The following is a 17,846-nucleotide window of genomic DNA, read 5'->3' on the forward strand; positions in this document are numbered from 1 at the left end:
CATGACGGAATACGCCTGGCCCGCCACGCTGCGCCCGTCGCGGCTGAGCTTCTACCTCCAGCACAACACGCTGCGCTTTGTCTCGCCCGTCACCCGCGCCACGCAGGTGCTGCGGCGCGAGGGCGCGCGCTGGGTGGCGGAGGCCAGCTTCGAGCCGTTGGGCCGCGTGCAGGCCGGGGTGATGGACGGGCTGCTGGCGGCATTGGCGGGGTCGGCCAACACCGTCCGCATCTGGGATTGGCGGCGGGAGTACCGCACCGGCGATCCGCGCAGCCAGGGCGATGTGCCGACCGGGCCGTACTCCTTCTCGGACGCGACCATCTTCACCGATGGGACCGGCCTGGTGGTGGGCTCGGGAAATCCGTCGCTGGCAGCCGGCGCGCCACGCGGCGCGCTGTCCATCGTCACGCAGGGCTGGTGGCCGAGCACGGTGGCGGTCGGCGCCGGCGACTACATCGGCCTCGGCGGGCGGCTGTACATCGCCACCGCCGCGGTCGCCGCCTCGGGCGCCGGCACCGCCACGATCGCCATCGCGCCGCCGCTGCGCGCCGCGGTGGTGGTCGGCGAGCCGCTGATCCTGTCCATGCCGAGCGTGCCGGTGCGACTGGTGTCGGATGACGAGGCGGCGAACCCAACGCGGCCCGGACCCTTCGCCGCCGTCACCATCCGCATGGAGGAGGCGCTGTAGTCATGTCCGGCACCCCACGGCTCAGCAACCAGGCAGCCTCCGCCGCCACGGCGCCGGTCGCCACGCCGGTCGTCCTCGTCGAGCTCGACTTCGCCACCGGCCCCTTTCGCGTCTGGACCGGGCTCGGGCCGCTCGATTGGGCCGGGAAGGTGTTCGAGGGCGCCGGGAGCATCGGCGCCATCTCGGATGTGGAGGAGACGGTCGAGCTGCGCGCGGTGCGCCTCACCCTCGCCCTGTCGCCGGTGCCGCAGGAGGTGGTGGATATCGCCCTGGCTGAGCGCAGCTACCGGCTGCGGCCGGTCACGCTGTGGGGCGCACTGCTCGATGCGCACGGCGCCTTCGTGGCGGACCCGTTTCCGCTCTGGGCGGGGCTGATGGACACGATGGAGGTGACGGACGGCGCGGAGCCCTCCGTGGCGCTCGCCTGCGAGAGCCGGCTGGTGGACCTCGAGCGCGCGGAGGTGCGGCGCTACACGGATGCCGACCAGCAGGCCGAATACCCCGGCGATCGGTTCTTCGAGTTCGTGCCGGCGCTGCAGGAGGCCGAGATCCGGCTGCCGAACCAGTGAGAGGCTCGCCCCCGGGCCGGCTGCCCGACTGGCCGGAACGGCTGGCGGCGCTGGTCACCACCGCCGAGCATCGGCCCTTCGACGCGGCGCGCTGGAACTGCGGGCGCTTCGCCATGGCGGCGGTGGTGGCCTGCACCGGGCAGCAGCCGTCGTGGCAGCACCGGCCCTCCCTCGCCGCGATGGCCGACACCGCAGGGTACCCGCGCGTGCCGGTCCCCTTCGCGCGCACGGGGGACGTGGTGCTGGCCGCCGACCCGGATCGCCTCGGCGTCGTGCTCGACGCCGGCCGCGCCGCCTTCGTCGGGCCCGCGGGTCTGGTCCGCCTCCCCATCACTGCCTGCGCCATTGCCTGGAGGGTTGGCTGATGCCCGTCGCCATCCCCTTCATCGCCGCTGCCGCGGGTGCTGCCGCCTCGGCCGTCATTGGCGGCGGCGTCCTGGGCGCCGTGGCGGCCGCCGGCGCCGCCCTGGTGGTCTCCGCCGTGGGTGCCGCGGTCTTCCGCCCCAAGTCGCCCTCCGCCGCCCGCAGTGCCAACGTCACGCCAGGGACGGACTCCGGCCCCGGCTCCGGCTTCGATCCCCGCACGCCCGGCGCCGGCCGCACCCAGTCCTTCCGCCAGCCCATCACCGAGCACCAGATCGTCTTCGGGCGCTGCCGCACCTCCGGCCCCGTCGTGTTCCTGCACTCTGCCACCGATGACGAGGGCCGCGCCGATGGCTTCCTCCATGTCGTCGTGGTCCTGGCCGCGCATCGCGTCCGCGCCATCGGCGAGGTGTTCCTCAATGGCACCGCCTCGACCGACGCGAAGTTCGCCGGGCTGCTGCGCATCGACCGTGCGCTGGGCGATCCGGGCCAGGTCGCCAATGCCAATCTGGTGGCGGATACCGGTGGCCAGTGGACCGCTGCGCATCGCGGCCAGGGGCGCGCCTATCTCGCGGTGCGGCTCAAGCTGCGGCCCGAGGCCTTTCCCTCTGGCGCGCCCAGCCTCTCCGCCATCGTCGAGGGGGCGGATACCATCCTCGACCCGCGCACCGGTGCCACGGGGTGGTCCGACAATCCGGCGCTGTGCCTGGCCTGGTACCTGACCTCGCCCTTTGGCTGGCGCGCCGCCTGGGCGGATATCGACCTGCCGGCGCTGATGGCGGCGGCCAACATCTGCGACGAGATCATGGGCCGGCGCGATGGGACCGCCGAGCGCCGCTACACCGTCAACGGCGCCGTCACCCTTGGCGAGGGCAAGATCGCCATCACTCGCAAGCTGGTCGCCGCCATGGCCGGCGCCTTGGTCGTGAGTGGCGGGCGCTTCTACATCCATGCCGGGGCGCCCGCGCTGCCGGCGGCGACACTCACCTCCGACGATCTGCGCGGCGACGTGACCATCGTCGGCTCGCGCCCGCGGCGCGATCTCTTCAACGGGGTGCGCGCCGTCTATGTCGAGCCGGCCGCCGCCTGGCAGCCGACCGATGCGCCGCCGCTGCTCGCCAGCAACTATGTCACCGAGGATGGTGGCGAGGCGATCTACCGCGACATGGAATTCCCGCTCACCACCTCGGCGACGACGGTCCAGCGCCTTATGAAAATCGAGCTGGAGCGTAACCGCCGCCAGCGTGAGGTGGCGATGCAGGCCAACCTCTCGGCGCTGCGCCTGCGGCCCTGGGATGGTGTGACCGTGGCGTTGGAGCGGCTCACGCCATTCCCGGCGCGCGTGACGGGCTGGGCGCTGGCGCCGGATGGCGGGGTGAACCTGCAACTGGCCGAGGAGGATCCCGCCGTCTGGGCCTGGAACCCGGCAACAGATGAGCGGGCCACGGGGCAGAACCCATCGGTGGTTCTGCCGAACCCGGGCGTCATCGCCGCGCCCGCGACGATCCTGGTGGAGACGCCGGTGGCGATCGCCTTCACTGCGATGGCCGTCTCCTGGTCGACGGTGGGCTCGGCCTATCTCGCCGGCTACGAGATCGAGCTCCGCCCCACGTCCGTCACGGTCTGGCAGGGCTATGCCGGCGGCTTCGGCGCCACGGCTGTCGCCATCCCCACGGCAGAGCCCACCGCCTTCCGGGTGCGGGCGCAGGCGCGCAGCGGCGCGGTGTCGGGCTGGCGCGAGGCGCTGGTGCCGGCCGCCGCCTCGGGTCTGGCCGCGACCGGCATTGTCGGCGGCGTGCGCCTGTCGGGCGGCTTTCCCGCGGATGCCGTGCGGCTGCAGGTGTTCGAGGCGAGCAGCGCCAGCCTGTCCGCAGCCGTGAAGCTCGCCAGCGAGCCGACAGCACTGCCCTGGGACCGCACCGGCCTCACCACCGGCGAGGCCCGCTGGTTCTGGCTGCGCAGCGTCTCGGCCGAGGGCAACGTCTCGGCCTTCGCCGGCCCGGTCACCGCCACAGCCCTCTGATCGGAGAACGCCATGCCGGCACGCATCGACGACCTGCTGGTCCTCAACGCCAACCTCAACAAGACCGACTTCGCGAAGTATCTGCGCGACCGTGAGGAGGTGCTGCCGAATGATTTCGGCGGGCTGGGCGATGGCGTGGCGGATGATCGCACCGCCATCCAGGCGGCCTTCGATCGGGCCGGTGCGGACCAGAAGTTCGCGATGATCCCGCCCGGCACCTGGAACGTCTCCGGCACCGTGACCCTGCCGGGCGGCGCACGCGGCCTGATCATGCAGGGCACCATCCGCTACACCGGCACCGCGCCCACCTCCGTGCTGGTGCTGGGCGATGGCGGCACCATCCGCAACGCCGAGAAGCTCTACAGCGGGCTGAACGTGATCCGGCAGACGCTGTCGGACTGGTCCTCCGAGGCGGATATCGGCATCACCGTGCGCAACGTCGATGCCAGCCAGATCGAGCTGCGCCGGGTTGAGGGCTTCACCATCGGCATACGGACCCTGGGCGATGGCCGCGGCGTGGAGGACAGCACCTTCACGCTGGGGCGCATCGTCAACAACCGCATCGGGCTCGATATCTGGTGCGCCACCGCCACGGCCTGGAACACCTCGATCCGCTACTATGGCGGCCACTTCGCCCAGGCGACGGGGGTCAATGCGGCGCAGGACCGCTTCGGAATCCGGCTCGGCAACGAGCCCGGCGCCTACACCAACCACAACCGCCATGTCTTCGACGCGCCGAACTTCGAGCTGCGCCAGGCCGGCAGCAACATCGCCATCCCCTTCCTGAACGAAACCTCCGGCAGCGCCATCATCGCGCGGAACATGCGCATGGAGGCCTGCTCACCGCTGGCCGCCCGCCACACCGCCGGGGCGCAGGACTGCGAGTACGACATCGCCTGGACCAACACCTACCTGGTCGGCATCGACTACACGGCGACGGCGAACCGCTGCGGCAATGCGGTGATCAACCGGCACCGCGCGCCCGCGTCGCGCTTCCAGCGCTTTCTCGCGGGCGTGCCAAACACCCGCGCGGCGGCGTTCCGGCAGTCGGCGACGGAGGTCGGGGTGGAGGGGCTGATCACCATCGCCACGTCGACCACCACCGCGACCTTCATGGCGGATTTCTGCTTCAACGGGCTGACCGACCTGACGCCGACCGATCGGGCCGTCACGCTGGCGGCAAACCGTGGGCTGGGGTGGATGCTCGACACCTCCCAGGCGAAGGAGTTCGCGCTGGCGCATTGGCTGACCAGCGGGGCCTCTGGCGGGCGGCTGTTCGTGCGGGTGTTCGACGGGGCGGGGAATGTCCGCGAGGACATCGCGGGCGATGTGCTGGCCTCGATCACCACCATGCAGTGGAACGGGCCGGCCAAGGGGTGGAATGCCGGCGCACCGATGGACGACGCCAACTTCAATCGCCGGCAGACCATCCGGGTCGGCGCGTCGGTGGCCTATGCCCAAGTGGGGGTGATCGGCTTCGATGGACCGATCGACCTGCAGTCGCTGCGGCTTTACGGGCTGCCGGAAGCTGCGCCCGCGGTGCTGAACGGCACGCCGCTGTTGACGGGCGCGCTGTTCGGCTCAGGGCGTCGGGAGTTGGCGGCGGAGGTCTCCTGGGATCTGCCGAGCCTGGCGCCGGGCGCGACGGCGCTGATCGACGTGACAGTGAACGGGGCACGGGCGGGGGATCTCGCGCAGGCGTCGCTGGTGTCGTCGACGCGCTTCATCGAGCTCGACGCGGCGGTCTGGTCAAACAACACGGTGCGCGTGATGGCGCGGAACATCTCCGGCGCAACGTTCGACTTGGCGGCGGCGACGCTGTCGGTGGGGGTGACGAAGCGGCAGGTGCCGTGAGGATGCGATGCGCTTGACGGGGGCACTACGTGCTCAGCATCCGGCGCAGCCACAGCAGCCGCCCGGCCATCGGCACTTCCGCCGGACGCTCATCTTCGCGATGAACGACCAGCGCTGGCTGACTGAAGGACGTCAGGCTGGCCCCTTATCAGAACGACCTGAGACCACGCAATCTTCTCCACGGAAATCTATCCGGCGACACTCAACAGGACAACAGCCGCGTTCCGCAGTGATGTGGCCATGAGTAGCGTTACGGCATCAACGGAACACCAGCACCGGGATACGGCAGCTTCGCAGAAGGGCCGTGGTCGTGCTGCCCACGATCATGTTGCGAAGCCGCCCATGGCCATAGGCACCCATGACGAGCAGGTCGATCCCGGCGTCCACAACATGCGCTGCAATGGCTGTCTCGGGCTCGCCATGGAGCACTTTGACGGTCGCTGTCTTGCCAGCGTCGGCGAGCAGCTTCGCGGGCTTCTCCAACATGGCCCGGCCCGCGGCCGCATCCGCCGTCACCGTCAGCAGTTCGCATTCCAGCCCATCGAGGGAGGCAGTTCGCGCCGCGTAGTCCACCACCTTCATCGCGGCGGGACCGCCATCATAAGCAATGGCGAAGCGGCGGATCGGCTTGAACGCGCGGGAGGCGACAAGCACGGGCAGAATGCTGGCGCGCAGCACGCGTTCCAGATTGGCGCCAAGATGGCCCACGGCAAAATTCGCCGCCTCGCCGCGCTTGCCGACCACCAGCAGATCCGCCTCCGCCTCGAACTCCACAACCGTATCGACGAGCGCACCATGCCGCTGCGTCAGCGTCACTTCGACGACGCCCGCCGCTTTCAGTCGGGCCTCTGCGGCGCTCAGCAGGGCGCGTGCCCGGCGAAGCGAGACCTTCCCGCGCGCTTCGTCCACCGCGGCCAGTTCACGCAGGAGTTCCTCCGACGCATCGACGCCGAGCGCGCCACTGCGATCCACCGGAAGTTCCGCCGTGGCGCGGTCCAGCACATGCAGCACACGCACTGAGGCGCCACCCATCCGGGCAGCTGCCCAGGCGGCGTGATCGAGGATGCTCTCGGCGTAGACCGAGCCATCCGTGCAGGCGAGAATCTTGGCCATAACTCTGTCCCCCCTCAGTGCAATGCCGGTGCGTCGGAGGCGCCCGGCTTGTCGTGGATGGCGAGCTTGTCCACCAGCGTGGCGCTCGCCTTGTTCATGCCGAGAATCTCGACCTCGGTCCCCTCGCGGCGGAACTTCAACACCACACGGTCGAGGGCGGCAACGGCCGTCAGATCCCAGATATGGGCGTCCGACACATCGATGACGACGCGTTCGATCGCTTCCTTCAGGTCGAAGGCGTCACCAAAGGCTTCTGCGGAGGCGAAGAAGATCTGCCCCGAGACGGTATAGGTCCTTTGCGTGCCGTCCGCGGAAAGGGCGGAAGAAATCTCAAAGATCTTCGTCACCTTGCGGGCGAAGAAGATGCCGGACAGCAACACGCCGACCAGCACGCCCTGCGCCAGGTCGTGGGTCACCACGGTCACGGCGACGGTGGCCAGCATCACGATGCTCGACTCCCTGGGATGAACGCGCAGATCCTTCAGCGACTTCCAGGAGAAGGTGCCGATCGAGACCATGATCATCACTGCGACCAGCGCACCCATCGGGATCTGCCGCACAAGATCGGCCAGGACCACAATGAGGAAGAGCAGGAACAACCCGGCCCATAGCGTCGAGAGCCGGCCTCGCCCGCCGGATTGCACGTTGATGACCGACTGCCCGATCATCGCGCAGCCCGCCATGCCCCCGAAGAGGCCGGAGACGATGTTGGCAACGCCCTGGCCGTAGCTTTCGCGGATCTTGTTGGAGCCGGTGTCGGTCAGGTCATCGACGATCTGCGCCGTCATCAGCGATTCGAGCAGGCCGACCACGGCGAGCGTGGCGGATGTCGGCAGGATGATCCACAACGTCTCCAAGGTCAGGGGGATGTCCGGCAGCAGGAAGATGGGCAGATCGGAGGGCAACTGGCCCATATCGCCCACCGTCCTCACGTCCAGACCGAGCCAGATCGTGGCCGCCGTCAGCACAACGATGGCCACGAGGGGAGAGGGCACCGCCTTGGTCAGCAGCGGCAACAGGTAAATAATGGCCAGTCCGACAGCGACGACGACGTAAGTGATCCAGGTGACTCCGGTCAGTTCCGGCAACTGCGCCAGGAAGATCAGAATGGCCAGCGCATTGACGAAGCCGGTCATCACCGAGCGTGATACGTAGCGCATCAGCACGCCGAGTTTCAGCGCGCCCGCGATCATCTGCAGGACACCGCACAGGATCGTCGCCGCCAGCAGGTATTGCAGCCCATGGTCGCGCACCAGCGTTACCATCAGCAGCGCCATGGCGCCGGTCGCCGCCGAGATCATGCCGGGCCGACCGCCGGTGAAGGCGATGACCACCGCGATGCAGAAGGAAGCATAGAGGCCCACCTTCGGATCGACGCCAGCAATGATCGAGAAGGCGATCGCCTCCGGGATGAGGGCGAGCGCGACGACAGTGCCGGCCAGGATATCGGCGCGCACATTGGGGAACCATTCGGCTCGGAGCCGGGCAAGGGACATGGGAGGACTCCGGGGACAAGTAGAAGCGCCGGCATGGTCAGCCGGGCCTGCGACAATTCGAACAGGAAGGCGACGAGGGCGCGGCCGCGGCAATGACCGGACGCCTGAGGGTGCGCGCCATTGGAGGCGCGACGGCTCAGGGGTTAGGGCGGCGCAAAAGACGTCATAGAAAGGCTCTAACAGACTTTCGCTGCATTGCACAATGCTTGTTGCAGCGCCGCGATCACCGCCCCCGGCGCCAGGGGCGTGACACTGGCAGCGTGAGAAGCGCAGCCAGGACCATTCCGAACAGGCTCCATAGAGCCTGCCTATGTAGCGTTATGCCGAGGTCGAGCAGCCATCCAAAGGCAGCCGGCGCCAATGCGGAGGCGATCACGCCCGCCCCCGCCACCGCCGCGCGGACCGCGCCCAGCCTCTCGAGGCCATAGAACTCCGTCCACATCGCCGTGGTCATCGTCGTGGATACGCCGGAGGTCAGGCCTGCGAGAACGAGATAGGAGACTGCGGCAATCTGGCTCCCTGAGCCCATCACGATGGCCACCATCGCCAGGGTCAGAGGCAGCAGGAAGACCGGCAGCAATGGTGTCGCGCCGATCCGATCGATCACCGGTCCCGCGCGCAGCATGGCGCCGGCGCGGGCCAAGGCATAGCCGGCAAAGGCCCCCGCCACCACGCCAAGGTCCCAGTTCAGTTCCATGGCCAGCCGTAGCTGGTGGAAGAAGAAGCCTGTCACGACGAAGGATGGCGCCAGGATCGCGGGCATTACCAGCCAAAGTCGATGATCGCGCCATAGTGAGGGCGGCCGAGGCGCCGCCGTGCTGCCAAGCCGCGACGGCGGCGCGGCCTCGGACCTCGGCAGCAAGCGCAGCGCCAGCCAGGCGCCGATCAGCAGCGCGCCCGTCGCACACCACCACAGTCCGCGCCAACCGATCCAGGGCAGCAGGCCGACTGCCATGGGCGGCAATGCGGCCTCGCCCAGCGCGAAGCCAAGCGCCACCAATGCCAGGGCCTTGCCCCGATCCGGCCCGAAGCGCCGGGCCGTCGCCGTCATCGCGGTATGGGTCAGCAGCCCCTGGCCCGCGATGCGCAGGAGGAAAAATGCCGCAGGCAGCGCCCAGACGCCCGGAACCAGCGCCATGGCCACACAGCCCAGCGCCAGCAGAAGCGTCGCGCCGAGCGTGTAGTGGCGCAGCGTAACCCGGTCGATCCAGCGCCCGGCCCAGCCGAGGGCGAAGCCGGAGGCCAGTGTCGCCGCGGCGTAGCTGAGGCCGAGCTGCCCATCCGAGATGCCGAAGTCGGCGCGGATTCCCGCTCCGGACAGTGCAATGAAGAAGGTCTGCCCAAAGCTGGACAGGCTCGCCAGCAGCAAGCCGAAGGCCAATGGGCGTGGATGGGAGCGGGCAAAGGACAGGTATTCGGCAAGCATGTTCAGTGACTACCGGCATCGCTGCCAATGCGGAACCGCATAACCAACTGGCGCTGCGGGATGGATGGCACTAGGCTTAACCATCCATGCAAGAAACCGTCCCTCTCGCGCAAGTCGCTTCGCTACATCAACGCAGGGGCAGCACAACGCCGCCCTGATTCTGGTCGCCTCCCCCAGTGCCCCATTCGCACCAAGGAGACCGCCAGCATGGATCACCTACCTACCGACGCCGTCCAATGGGACAATCATGACGTTGCGACCGAAGCGGCGCGACGGCGCAGCTTTGCCATCATCGCCCATCCTGATGCCGGCAAGACAACCCTCACCGAAAAGCTGCTGCTCAAGGGCGGCGCCATCCAGCTTGCCGGTCAGGTCCGAGCCAAGGGCAACCGTCGCCGAACCCGCTCGGACTGGATGAAGATCGAGCAGGACCGGGGCATCAGCGTCGCCACCAGCGTGATGACCTTCGAGCGTGACGGCCTGGTGTTCAACCTGCTCGATACCCCGGGCCACGAGGATTTTTCCGAGGATACCTATCGCACCCTGTCGGCGGTGGATGCCGCCGTGATGGTGCTGGATGCGGCGAAGGGCATCGAGAGCCAGACGCGCAAACTGTTTGAGGTCTGCCGGCTCCGCGACATCCCGATCATCACCTTCATCAATAAGATGGATCGTGACGGGCGCGAGCCGCTCGACCTGATCGATGAGATCGAGAAGACGCTCGCCCTCGACGTGACGCCCGCGGCCTGGCCGATCGGGGAAGGGCGCGATTTTCTCGGCGTCTACGATCTTCTCGATCCGGCTCTGCGCATGTTGGTGGATGGCGGTGACAATCACATTCGCCTGAGTGGCCTGGATGATCCCGCACTCGATGGGCTGCTATCCCCGGGGGGCGTTGCGACCTTGCGTGAGCAGGCAGGTCTCGTGGAGGCGGGATGCCCGGCCTTCGACAGCGATCAGTTCCTGCAAGGCACGATGACCCCCGTGTTCTTCGGCAGTGCCTTGCGGGACTTCGGCGTGGGGCATCTGCTCGACGGGCTTGCGCGGCTGGCGCCGCCGCCGCGACCGCGGCCCGCCGACACGCGCATGGTGGTTCCGGGAGAGGCGAACCTCACCGGCTTCGTGTTCAAGGTGCAGGCGAACATGGACCCGAACCACCGCGACCGTGTTGCCTTCCTTCGCATCTGTTCGGGGCGCCTGGAGAAGGGCATGCGGCTGACCCAGGTGCGGACCGGCAAGCACGTGCCTGTCAACGCGCCGCTGTTCTTTTTCGCCAAGGAGCGCCAGGTGGCTGAGGAGGCCTGGCCCGGTGACGTCGTTGGCATCGCCAATCACGGCACGCTGCGCATCGGCGACACGCTGACCGAGGGAGAGGCGTTGAACTTCCGGGGTGTGCCCTCCTTCGCGCCGGAGCATTTGCGACGCGCGCGCCTCGATGACCCCATGCTCGCCAAGAAGCTGAAAAAGGCGCTGGAGCAACTGGCCGATGAGGGCGTGGTGCAGTTGTTCAAGCCACTTGACGGCTCAGCGCCGGTCGTCGGCGTCTTTGGGCTGCTGCAGCTGGATGTGCTGACCAGCCGGCTGAAGGTGGAATACGGCATTCCGCTCGGTTTCGAGGTGACGCAGTGGGATCAGCTTCGTTGGATCGCGTCCGATGATCGGGACGCCATGGCCCGCTTCACGCGAGCGCATATCAATGATCTCGCGGAGGACCATGATGGCGAGATCGTAGCCCTGTTCGCCTCCAACTGGCGCCGGCAGCGCATGGAGGAGGAGTGGAAGGCCATCCGATTCCATACCGTGCGCGAGCAGCACGGGCTCTCGGGTGTCGTACAATGAACGGCAATCCGGCCGACGCACCTCCGGGCGTTGACGTCATGGCGATGAAGCAGCGCCTTCTGGCGGAACGCGCCGCGTTGGGAGGCATCAGCGCCGCTTCGGCGCAAAGCCGCGAGGCGGTGACCTTGGACCAGACCAGTGTCGGGCGGTTGTCGCGGATGGATGCGATGCAGCAGCAGGCTATGGCGCTCGCCACTGAACGGCGTCGCGCCGGGACCCTGGCCCGCATTGAAGCCGCGTTGGTGAGAATAGAGGCGGGCGAATTCGGCTGGTGCGTCCATTGTGGCGAGCCGATCGCGCCGGGGCGCCTGGCGCTCGACCCGGCGATCGCGCATTGCGTGACATGTGCTTCACGCTGAGCGTTGATTGTCTCAGACCACGGCTGTGATTGGCCGCGAATCAGAACTGCAGGTCCAACGAGTCCTATTCGGTATGCCGAGCCGAGCGATTGTATCGCCCACCTTCCCAAGCGGGAGGAGGGAGCGCGGTCAAGTGGTCACGGCTGGAACGACTGCAGCGCAAGCACTCGGCGACCTGGTCTGGCCGTCCCGTCACTCGAGACAAACCGGCGGCCCCGATCGAACGCATCGGAGCAGCACATCTGCGGCGCTGCAATAGGTTGCTAAAGCCTGCATTATTGATTAAAAACTCTCCATGTCGAGCAAAGGCTTCACTCCCCCCTGACGCGTCCGGTTGTTCCGCCACCTACGTGGCGATGAACGACAGGAGCCATGCGAAACCGGGAGAAGATGAATGCGCCTGCGGGTCGAAATTTCGCCAGGCGAGGCGATTGACAAAATCACCATACTAGAGATCAAGCGGTCCCGAATTGCGGATAGGAACAAGCTCGAACACGTCAGACGCGAAGCGGAAACGCTGCGCGAAGTCGTCGAGCCACTGCTTCACTCCAAGCCCACGCTGCGTCATCTCCAGACATCGCTGCAGGCCGTGAACGAGGCTCTCTGGACCATTGAGGACAGGCTGCGGGACCTTGAGGCGCGTGGCGAGTTTGGCGCCGACTTCGTTCGTCTGGCACGTGACGTCTACATGACGAACGACAAGCGGGCCGCGTTGAAGGCCGAGATCAATGCGCTGCTCGGCTCCGATATCGCCGAGCAGAAATCCTATGCCTCTTAGACGCCGGATATCAGCATGGCGATCCTGTTCATTGGGCCGACTCGATTGGGCGACGGTATTCTCGTCAGCGGGCTTCTCCACTGGCTGCATGGTCAGCATCCGCAGGAAGAGATCACCCTCGCCTGCGGCGCGCCGGCAGCGCTCGCATTACGCCACGCGTCGGGTGTGGCGTCGCTGCATATCATGCAGAAGCGTCCGCGCGGCGGTCACTGGCTTGACCTTTGGCGCGCCACGTATGGACGGCGATGGCGCCGCATCGTTGACTTGCGGCGCTCGGCGCTACCCTGGCTACTTCGTGCGGATGCGCGGCACAGCGTGCCAAAGGGCGCGCCGGGTGAGCATCGTGTCGCCCAGGCGGCCCGCACGCTCGACCTGCCGCCGCAGGCGCCGCGGCTATGGCTGGACGAAAGCCACCGATTGGCCGCAGCGCGACTGCTGCCAGAAGGGCGCCCCGTGCTTGCGCTCGGCACAGGCGCCAATTGGATCTGCAAGACCTGGCCAGCAACCCGCTTCGCAGAGCTCATCGACCGCCTCACCGGACCGGGTGGAGTGCTGGGCGGTAGCACGGTTCTGCTTGTCGGCGGAGCGGATGAACGCAAGTCAGCCGCGACGGTCATCGACGGTATCTCTCAGAACGGCTTCGTCGATGCCTTCGGCTACGACCTGCCGACCACGGCGGCGCTGCTGGAGCGCGCCGATGTCTTCGTTGGCAATGACTCCGCGATGATGCATCTCGCGGCCGCGACGGGGACGCGCACCATCGGCTTGTTTGGCCCGACGCAGGATGCGCAGTACGCCCCCTGGGGCAGGAATGCGCTAGTCGTCAGGACGCCGGAAAGCATCGCCCAACTTCAGGCGCTGCGCGACGCAGATGGCGCGCGCGCGTCGGCGAGCCAGATGACGAACCTGGAGGCTTGGTCGGTAGCGGACGCGATGCTGCGCCGATGGCCGGAGCTTGCCCATGGCTGACATGACAGCATGGGAGCCGCCAATGAATGTGGAGGAGCGCCTCAAGGCCCTCCTGCTGCCGGCGCGGCTGCAATTGCGCTACCAGGTGGCGCGAGAGAAGGCATGTGGAGAGGCAGAAATTCGCATGGTGCCGTTCCTCGCCGACCAGAGTAGGGCTTCGGTGGATGTTGGCGCGAACCGCGGCGTCTGGTCCGAGGTGCTTCGGTGCCACTCGCGTTGCGTCCATGCCTTCGAGCCGAACCCCAAGATCTATCGCCTGTTGCGCAGAAGTGCGGGCATCGGCGTGACGACGTATCCCATCGCGCTGTCTGACCGTAGCGGCACCTCGGCGCTGATGGTTCCGCGAGGCTCTCGCGGCTACTCCAACCAGGGCGCGTCGCTCAACCCGAAGAAGATCGGTGCGGCGGAACACCGCAGCGTTGAAGTGGAGACAAAGCGGTTGGATGACCTCGATCTCGGACCCATCGGCTTCATCAAGATCGACGTCGAAGGGCATGAGATGGCGGTGATCGCCGGGGCGGCTCGCACATTGGCCCTCTGGCGGCCGAACTTGGTGGTAGAGATTGAGGAGCGGCATACGCGCAGGCCGCTCGTCGAACTCCTCGGCGAGATATGTGCCCATGGTTATGATGCCTTCGCGCTTGACCAGGGCGTATTGCGGCGTGTGCAACAGATCGATCTGGCGCAGCGGCACGCACAGAGTGCCAATCTGCAGGATTACATCCTGAATTGGATCTTTCTGCCGCGTTGACCGGCCTCACCAAGGGTATGTCGCCCCCGCCGGTTTGCCTTCCTTGGCCAATTTGCGAGAAGGACGTGGACCAGCATGCGCTTCAAAGAACTGGATTTCCGGCCGACTCCCCTGGGCATATTGAGTCTGCGGTGCCGCAGGCCTCCGGACCAACATCAGGATATATATGAGATCAAGCTCAACGACGATTTTCTGATGTCGAGCCAGTTCACCTATGCGGAAATCGCCCTCGCCCGTCTGGGCCTCGCGGCGCTGTACGGGGCCGGGCTGGATGTCGTGGTTGGCGGTCTTGGACTGGGACATACCGCTGCCGCAGTGCTTGAGGATTTGCGCGTCCGCTCACTCCGCGTGGTAGAGGCGCTGCCGGACGTCATAGGATGGCACAAGGCCGGACTGCTGCCACTGGGCGCGGGACTTATCGCCGATCCACGATGCGAGCTGGTCCACGGTGACTTCTTCGCCTTCTGCGCGGCGCCTGATCAACGCTTCGCTTCTGGCATGCAGTCCGAGAAAGCTCATGCCATCCTTGTGGACATTGACCACTCGCCGAGCCGACTGCTGCATCCGAGCCATGCGCCGTTCTATGAGCCCGACGGCCTTCGTGGTGTGCTTGGCCATCTGTATCCTGGAGGCATCTTCGCCCTTTGGTCGGACGACCCACCAGATCCGGGATTCGTGGCGACGCTGACAATGATTTTCGCGGATGTCGAAACGCATGTTGTGCGCTTTGACAGCCTGCATGGTGATCATGAGGTGTCCAACACGATCTATGTGGCTCGCCGCAGTAGCGAACTTACCTGACCAGGCGATCCCGGCACCGCACCGCCCCATCGTTCGATGGCTCGCATGGTCTCGATCGTCGGGACATCATTCTGTGGAAGAGATCCCGATGGCTGAGCCTCCCAGCTGCCGAAAGAGCATTTCGCATGCGCGTCACCCGCACGCGCGCCGGACATGGAAGAATGCGAGCGTTACTTCACCCAGAGCCATGTCGTCATTCGTCATGCTCGCCGCCGGATCACGGAGGGGAAGGCGCGGTTCATGTCATGTGCCGGCTGTGCCGGGGGCTCCGCCCGTTCAGCCGCGGTCAGCATCGCAGCCCAGATACCGCGCGCGCATTGATCCTTCTCGACGGCTGTCCTGCCCTGGGGGAGGCAGGCAACGCCGGCCTGCAGCATTGCCGGCGTTGCCTCATGCGGGACGCATGCCAGGCCTAGCGCGCGCATCGCTACCACCGCCGCGGTCGCCGCTTCGGTGGCGCGTTGCCGGCGACTGTGTTTGGCGGTTGCCCACCATTCGGCGGAGCCCATGAAGCCATTTGGCGGCTGCGAGCCCTGGTGTTCGAAGACCAGGGGGTCCACGTGAAAGGCGATCCTGGCAATCAGTTCCTCGTCGTTCATTGTTCTCTCCGATGTGACGTGTGGTGGCGGCGGATGGCCTGGCGCCTCGTCTACCGCCCTCGAACCGTCCGCTGACGCAGGCGGGTCATGCGCGCCTCCAATTGCTTCTGATCATGTTGGGCGAGGATTGGTGCGATGCGCACGACGTCCAGTGCTATGGCCCAGGGTCGCGCCTGAAGGATCCGCAGGAGCAACTTCTCCTCGCCGATTTCGGCAGAGCCGCGTGTTCCGATCGTCCGATGTCGTTGGTTCGCGAGCATGTCGTTCTCCTTGCTCGGTCTTGATGCCAGGTCGCCAGCCGCACAGCGTCAGGAGGCAAGTCGCAAAGCCGCATCTCGTGCCTCGGCATCGCGGCCACGAGCCACAACCGCCTCGGTGGTCAGCATCAATCTCGCCGCGCAGGACGCCGCCTGCAGAACGCCTTGGAGGACCGGCAATGGGTCGATGATTCCAGCCCTGAGGACATCCACGACCTCACCCGAGGGCAAGACCAGACCGCCCCATTCGAAATCGTCGCGCCGGTGCACGCGCCGCAAGGCGGTAGTCGGCGAGATGCCGGCATTGTGGACGAGTTGCCGAAACGGTTCCTCCAATGCCCGCTGGACCAATGAGAAGGCGATGCGCGTCACGCGGTCCTGTGACAGGCGCCCCAGGGCAGCCAGTGCCGAGGCAGCGGACAACAGCGCCACGCCGCCTCCCGGAACAACGCCATGTAACGTGGCCGCATGAACTGCCCGTGCTGCGCGTTCGGCCCGCACGCGGGTATCGCCACCGTCATGGGCGCCACGGCCAGGCGTCTGCAGGACAAGCAGACGGCTTGGAGCGCCCGAGTGATTGCCATTGGGCGCAACGACCAGTGTCCGGGTCGCGTCGGCCAGGACGACACCAGCTTCACCAAGATGGTGCACCATCGGCGCGTCGCCCGTATCGCCGCAGATCAGTCTTGCGCCCGTCAGAACTGCGAGTTCTGACATCGTCGCGCCGCCATTCGTGTCGCCTGGCCTGATCGATGGCAGTTCGACCACCAGGGCCTTCAGGTCAGAATCGACCGACCATCGCCAGACCTGCGCGGCGAGATCCGCCCTGGCCCGTTCGGTAACAACGAGCAGCGGTCTGCGGGCGCGTCCGGCATGATCGAGCACCCGATCCAGTGCTGTGCCATCCGGGCTTGATGTGGTGAGCAGCAGGACCAGAGGGCGGTGCAAGCGCTTTCTGTCGCCACCGCGAGCACCGCCCGTCATCACCCGTGGGAACACGTAGCCGGCCTCAATCTGGAGCCCACCAACGCTCTCGATCCGCGGCGTTGAGCCGTATCCTCCATCGACGATGACGAGGCTTCCCGATCCACTCTCCCTGGCGATGTCTACGATGAGATCAGCCAGCCTTGAGTCGGCCGATGCCGTTCTAGCGACATGCCTCAAAGATTCCGCATCCTTCCCAGGCGTGCTGATCAGGCTGAGGTGGTTGTCAGCCTCCCCCAACGCCAGTTCGATCCCGCGACGCAATTCGGTCGGGTCGAAGCCGACACCTACGAGGTTGATGCCTTCGTGCACCAGGTGATGAGCCACCGCGACAGCGCTGGCTGTACCGTCGCCGGACGCCTGGCGTGCCCATTCCGCAGCCTGCCGCAGAAGCGCAGCCCCAGCAGTTTCTGCAGGATCCTCAAAAAAAACTGATGTGGCGACAGCGAGCCCGGTTTGCGCGACACGCAACGGGGCGTGGAGATCACCGACAAAGACGGGGCGCGCGCATGGGCCTAGTGTCACGGCGACCGCGTTTGCGGTCACCTGCATGCCGCGCTGGAAACTGCGGCGCATTGTATCCGATCTGAGAATGTCGAGCATTGGGAGTCCTTGATGAAATCTGTTTGCCTGTGATGTTTGCCGAGTGGTGCCGGACGGTGTGTCCCTCCACAGGCGCATTCACGGCGGATCGGACTGCACCAAGGGCGATCTAGTTTCGGCGGGCGCCGTTTTGGGGCGCTCCGACACGTCGGTGGACGCCGGCGAGGCGTTGTTCAGTTTCTGCCGTTGCAGTTCGGGCTTCGGCTCATCGCCCAGCACGCGCTCGAGGAATTCCGGCCAGACGGCATCTGCGCGCTCGGTCACGTCACGCGTCCGCGTGCTAAACGAACGCGATGCAGCGATAGAGGGGAGGTCCCAGGGCGGCGGCCTTCAAGGCCTGTCGGCAAGCCGAAATGTTGGACGTGTCGCCGAGC

At 66.8% G+C, this 17,846-nt stretch carries 18 protein-coding genes; 11 read left to right on the forward strand and 7 right to left on the reverse strand.

The annotated features are described in order from the left end of the window. The first annotated feature begins 1 nt into the window (after nucleotide 1). Genes J3S20_RS27705 through J3S20_RS27725 form a run of 5 tightly spaced genes read left to right on the forward strand, consistent with a single transcriptional unit; the run spans nucleotide 2 to nucleotide 5,497 of the window. Entirely contained in the window at nucleotides 2–688 is a 687-nt protein-coding gene (locus J3S20_RS27705) for a hypothetical protein (protein ID WP_216840176.1), read from the forward strand. 2 nt (nucleotides 689–690) lie between these two features. Then, the gene (locus J3S20_RS27710) at nucleotides 691–1,257 is read left to right on the forward strand and encodes a hypothetical protein (protein WP_216840177.1); all 567 of its coding nucleotides are present in this window, start codon (nucleotides 691–693) and stop codon (nucleotides 1,255–1,257) included. Next, on the forward strand, nucleotides 1,254–1,622 hold the full coding sequence (locus J3S20_RS27715; RefSeq protein ID WP_216840178.1) for a DUF6950 family protein: 369 nt from the start codon (nucleotides 1,254–1,256) through the stop codon (nucleotides 1,620–1,622). Before J3S20_RS27710 ends, J3S20_RS27715 begins: the two co-directional genes overlap by 4 nt. Next, nucleotides 1,622–3,643, forward strand: a complete 2,022-nt coding sequence (locus tag J3S20_RS27720; RefSeq protein WP_216840179.1) for a phage tail protein — start codon at nucleotides 1,622–1,624, stop codon at nucleotides 3,641–3,643. Before J3S20_RS27715 ends, J3S20_RS27720 begins: the two co-directional genes overlap by 1 nt. Nucleotides 3,644–3,655: 12 nt before the next feature. Next, nucleotides 3,656–5,497 (forward strand): glycoside hydrolase family 55 protein, encoded by a 1,842-nt coding sequence (locus J3S20_RS27725; RefSeq protein WP_216840180.1) that lies wholly within the window; start codon nucleotides 3,656–3,658, stop codon nucleotides 5,495–5,497. A gap of 258 nt (nucleotides 5,498–5,755) precedes the next feature. Here J3S20_RS27725 and J3S20_RS27730 read toward each other — a convergent pair whose 3' ends face one another. The 3 genes from J3S20_RS27730 to J3S20_RS27740 form a co-directional block, all read right to left on the reverse strand. Continuing rightward, complete coding sequence (locus J3S20_RS27730; protein ID WP_216840181.1) at nucleotides 5,756–6,610, reverse strand: universal stress protein; 855 nt, start codon at nucleotides 6,608–6,610, stop codon at nucleotides 5,756–5,758. A gap of 14 nt (nucleotides 6,611–6,624) precedes the next feature. Then, the gene (locus J3S20_RS27735) at nucleotides 6,625–8,106 is read right to left on the reverse strand and encodes a SulP family inorganic anion transporter (protein ID WP_216840182.1); all 1,482 of its coding nucleotides are present in this window, start codon (nucleotides 8,104–8,106) and stop codon (nucleotides 6,625–6,627) included. A 223-nt stretch (nucleotides 8,107–8,329) separates the two neighbouring features. After that, nucleotides 8,330–9,532, reverse strand: a complete 1,203-nt coding sequence (locus tag J3S20_RS27740; protein WP_216840183.1) for an MFS transporter — start codon at nucleotides 9,530–9,532, stop codon at nucleotides 8,330–8,332. 207 nt (nucleotides 9,533–9,739) lie between these two features. On the opposite strand from J3S20_RS27740, the gene J3S20_RS27745 reads away from it, so the two are divergent. From J3S20_RS27745 to J3S20_RS27770, 6 genes are all read left to right on the forward strand, one after another. Further along, nucleotides 9,740–11,371, forward strand: a complete 1,632-nt coding sequence (locus tag J3S20_RS27745; RefSeq protein ID WP_216840184.1) for a peptide chain release factor 3 — start codon at nucleotides 9,740–9,742, stop codon at nucleotides 11,369–11,371. Continuing rightward, entirely contained in the window at nucleotides 11,368–11,730 is a 363-nt protein-coding gene (locus J3S20_RS27750) for a TraR/DksA family transcriptional regulator (protein ID WP_246603349.1), read from the forward strand. Before J3S20_RS27745 ends, J3S20_RS27750 begins: the two co-directional genes overlap by 4 nt. A gap of 394 nt (nucleotides 11,731–12,124) precedes the next feature. After that, nucleotides 12,125–12,508, forward strand: coding sequence for a DUF6165 family protein (locus tag J3S20_RS27755; RefSeq protein ID WP_216840185.1), 384 nt, complete (start codon nucleotides 12,125–12,127; stop codon nucleotides 12,506–12,508). Between the two features lie 15 nt (nucleotides 12,509–12,523). Continuing rightward, nucleotides 12,524–13,477: a glycosyltransferase family 9 protein gene (locus tag J3S20_RS27760; protein ID WP_216840186.1), complete on the forward strand. Its 954-nt coding sequence runs from the start codon at nucleotides 12,524–12,526 to the stop codon at nucleotides 13,475–13,477. Further along, the gene (locus J3S20_RS27765) at nucleotides 13,470–14,228 is read left to right on the forward strand and encodes an FkbM family methyltransferase (protein WP_216840187.1); all 759 of its coding nucleotides are present in this window, start codon (nucleotides 13,470–13,472) and stop codon (nucleotides 14,226–14,228) included. Before J3S20_RS27760 ends, J3S20_RS27765 begins: the two co-directional genes overlap by 8 nt. Before the next feature lie 75 nt (nucleotides 14,229–14,303). Next, a complete protein-coding gene (locus J3S20_RS27770; RefSeq protein ID WP_216840188.1) occupies nucleotides 14,304–15,029 on the forward strand; it encodes a polyamine aminopropyltransferase in 726 nt (241 codons plus the stop codon). Between the two features lie 200 nt (nucleotides 15,030–15,229). On the opposite strand, the gene J3S20_RS27775 is transcribed toward J3S20_RS27770, so the two are convergent. The 4 genes from J3S20_RS27775 to J3S20_RS27790 all read right to left on the reverse strand — a co-directional run bounded on the left by J3S20_RS27775 (nucleotide 15,230) and on the right by J3S20_RS27790 (nucleotide 17,736). After that, complete coding sequence (locus J3S20_RS27775; RefSeq protein ID WP_216840189.1) at nucleotides 15,230–15,628, reverse strand: hypothetical protein; 399 nt, start codon at nucleotides 15,626–15,628, stop codon at nucleotides 15,230–15,232. A 50-nt stretch (nucleotides 15,629–15,678) separates the two neighbouring features. Then, complete coding sequence (locus tag J3S20_RS27780) at nucleotides 15,679–15,888, reverse strand: hypothetical protein (RefSeq protein ID WP_216840190.1); 210 nt, start codon at nucleotides 15,886–15,888, stop codon at nucleotides 15,679–15,681. Between the two features lie 48 nt (nucleotides 15,889–15,936). Further along, nucleotides 15,937–17,472 (reverse strand): TCP-1/cpn60 chaperonin family protein, encoded by a 1,536-nt coding sequence (locus tag J3S20_RS27785; protein WP_216840191.1) that lies wholly within the window; start codon nucleotides 17,470–17,472, stop codon nucleotides 15,937–15,939. A gap of 78 nt (nucleotides 17,473–17,550) precedes the next feature. Further along, nucleotides 17,551–17,736: a hypothetical protein gene (locus J3S20_RS27790; RefSeq protein WP_216840192.1), complete on the reverse strand. Its 186-nt coding sequence runs from the start codon at nucleotides 17,734–17,736 to the stop codon at nucleotides 17,551–17,553. Nucleotides 17,737–17,846 lie beyond the last annotated feature (110 nt).

This window comes from Falsiroseomonas tokyonensis, from assembly GCF_019024325.1.
GTDB lineage: Bacteria > Pseudomonadota > Alphaproteobacteria > Acetobacterales > Acetobacteraceae > Falsiroseomonas > Falsiroseomonas tokyonensis.